1 protein-coding gene and 2 pseudogenes are annotated in these 2,448 nt (G+C 67.5%); 1 reads left to right on the top strand and 2 read right to left on the bottom strand.

What is annotated here, in order from left to right:
• Positions 1 to 206: pseudogene (locus tag AC2VON_RS20335) on the top strand (Rv2253/PknI dimerization domain-containing protein); the annotation flags it as partial.
• Here the strand turns inward: AC2VON_RS20335 and AC2VON_RS20330 are convergent.
• Positions 193 to 1,974 (bottom strand): MCE family protein, encoded by a 1,782-nt coding sequence (locus AC2VON_RS20330; protein ID WP_486954532.1) that lies wholly within the window; start codon positions 1,972 to 1,974, stop codon positions 193 to 195. The pseudogene AC2VON_RS20335 and the gene AC2VON_RS20330 sit on opposite strands and share 14 nt — an antisense overlap.
• Positions 1,975 to 2,448 (bottom strand): annotated as a pseudogene (locus tag AC2VON_RS20325) (MCE family protein); the annotation flags it as partial.

The raw sequence follows: 2,448 nt of genomic DNA, 5'->3' as shown, positions 1-2,448 counted from the left end.
ATCTGTGGCTCGTCACCCACGACGTGGAAGACTTTGTCCGGTGCCCCGACGGCACGGTGTTCCCCGGGCATCAGCACTTCAAGTTCTACCCGACCGACGACGAGCACCTGCAAGGCTGGGACGAGACCCTCGGCCCCAGCGGCGCGTGCGGACTCAATGAGTGGACGCTTGTCGAGATGCCGTTCACATTGGTCAAGACCGGGTGAGGATCAGGTCTTTCCACGTCTTGGCCCTGTGATCCGGCGAGGTCACCAGGTCTGACTGCCGATACAAGCGGCCATCCGGTGCGACATAGGAACCGGTGCGCGGGTTGTATTCGGCGACGCCAACCACGGGAGCACGCCCAGACCCGTTGCGGCCGAACGAGCTTGGGGCCACCGATGGCACAGCTGGTGTACCGGGCGGTGGTGCGGCGTCAGCCGGCGCGACGGGTGCTGCGCCGACGGGCGCCGGCACGTTGCCGGGGCCGGGCGGCGGGGGCGCGGGCGCCGCCCAGTTGCCGGGGCCGGGAGGCGGCGGGCCGGGGGCGTATGGCAGCGCCGGCTGGGCGGGGTTGATCGGCCACACCATTCCCGGCGGCGGCAACGGTGGCAGCGGTGCCGGCACCGGCGCCGGCCCCGGCGGCGGTGGCGGGGGCAGTTCCCCGGGCGGCGGCAGCGCCGATCCGCCAAGCGGGCCGTAGAGGTCGGCGGCGCGGGCGCCGATTTCGTATCCGATGCGATCATCGGGCGGTATGCCCTGCGACAGCAGATTCGGGTCGAGCGGGTACGGCCCAGTCCAGTGCTGCCGCATGGCCAGCGGTTCATACGGCTTGTCGCTGTTGCAGATTTCGACTGTCGGCGCACGCTTGCCTGGACGAGTCATGCACGGATAGTTGCGCGCACCACGAACCACCAGCGGCGAATCCTGCGGAAGCTTGCAGTACATGCCGTCCGGCGTGTCGATCGTCGTGGTGTCCGCCGGGGAGCGCCACAGCTGCGGCGGTAAGAAGCCGACGAAGCACGGTGGCGGGTCGCCGACCTGGAGGTGGAAACCATTCGCGGAGATGTCGGCGTAGTTGTTGGACGGCGACACCGACTGAAGGCCGGCAACCAGCGGCGGGAACAGCACCAGGAGTTGTTCGAGGGACGGGTGATAGGTCACAGCGACCTGGCCGAGGCTGGTCAGGTTGGCCAGTAACACCGGCAGCGTCGGCTTGACCTGTTCGAACAGCGCCTGAGCCTGCCGGGCGGCGCCCGGCGCATCCCGCAGCAGCCTGCGCAGCTGGGCGTCGTCGACCGCCACCTGCTCGGTCACCCCGGCCAGGCTGCGGGCCCACACCCTGATCGAATCCGCGGTCTGGGCCTGCGAGTCCAGCAGCGGTACCGAGTCGTCGACCAGCGCTCGGGCACGGCCCGATATGCCGTTGACGCCGCCGGTCACCCTGGCCGACGAGTCGAGAAGCGACGCCAGGTCAAACCCGGATCCGTTGAAACCGGTGAACGATTCGTCGGTCAAGGCGCCGAGCTTGTCCTTGGGGATGCTGTTGATCAATGCGCTGGCCTGATCCAGCATCGGCCCCACCGGCTGCGGGATGCTGGCGTCGGCCATCGCGATCACCGAGCCGTTCCGCAGGTAGGGCGGCGAGTCGGTACGCGGCCGCAGATCGACGTACTGTTCGCCGACCGCGGAGACGCTGCGCACGTCGGCGTGCAGATCCGCTGGAATCTTCGGCGAGGTGCCCAGCGACAGTGTCGCTTTCGCCCCGTTGGGGGTCAGCCGCACAGCGGTGACCGTGCCGACCTGCACACCGCGGTAGGTCACATTGGAGAAGCGGTACAAGCCCCCCGAGGCGGGCAGCTCCATTGTCACGGTCATCCGGCCGATACCCAACAGGGTCGGCACCTGCAGGTAGGCAAAGGCCATCACGACCACGCCGATGATCGACGCGATCACGAAGATGATCAGCTGTATTCGCACGAAACGGGTCAGCATCTACGCGCCCCCATTACCGTTCGGCAACGCCAAAGCGTCCGGATCGCACCGGTCCGGGGGTGGCGGAGTTCGCGGCAGGTCATTGTAGCCGTCCCCGTTCGGGAATCGCTGCATGAACGCGTCGTATCCCGCGTCTCCCGGCGCCGGTACCTGCGATATGTTCTGTGCCTGGTAGCCGGTGCCCTCCAACAGTTGTAGCTTGAGCCGGGCGCGGGTGAAATCGAGAACGAGGAAAACGTTGAAATAGTCGCCCTTCATGCCCCGGTCGACCAGGCCCTGGCCGTAGGGGAATGCACTTGCCAGAAAGCCCAGAGCGAAGTCGAGCTTGGGACCGACCTCGGCGAGCGAACACACTGTCGGCACCAGGTTGTTCAGGTTGCGCACCAGGTCGGCCTGGGTGTCGTTGATCAGGCCCGTGGCGGTGTCGCTGAACACCCGCAGTTTGTCCAGTGCCGTCGTTAGCCGCGGCCGTTC

Source organism: Mycobacterium sp. TH-M82, from assembly GCF_057473605.1.
The sequence above is the reverse complement of the archived record's forward strand: the minus strand, read 5'-3'. Positions and strand labels throughout refer to the sequence as shown.

Coding starts and splice junctions, on each gene's coding strand:
- AC2VON_RS20330 (WP_486954532.1), bottom strand. CDS start 1,974: ATGCTGACCCGTTTCGTGCGAATACAGCTGATCATCTTCGTGATCGCG.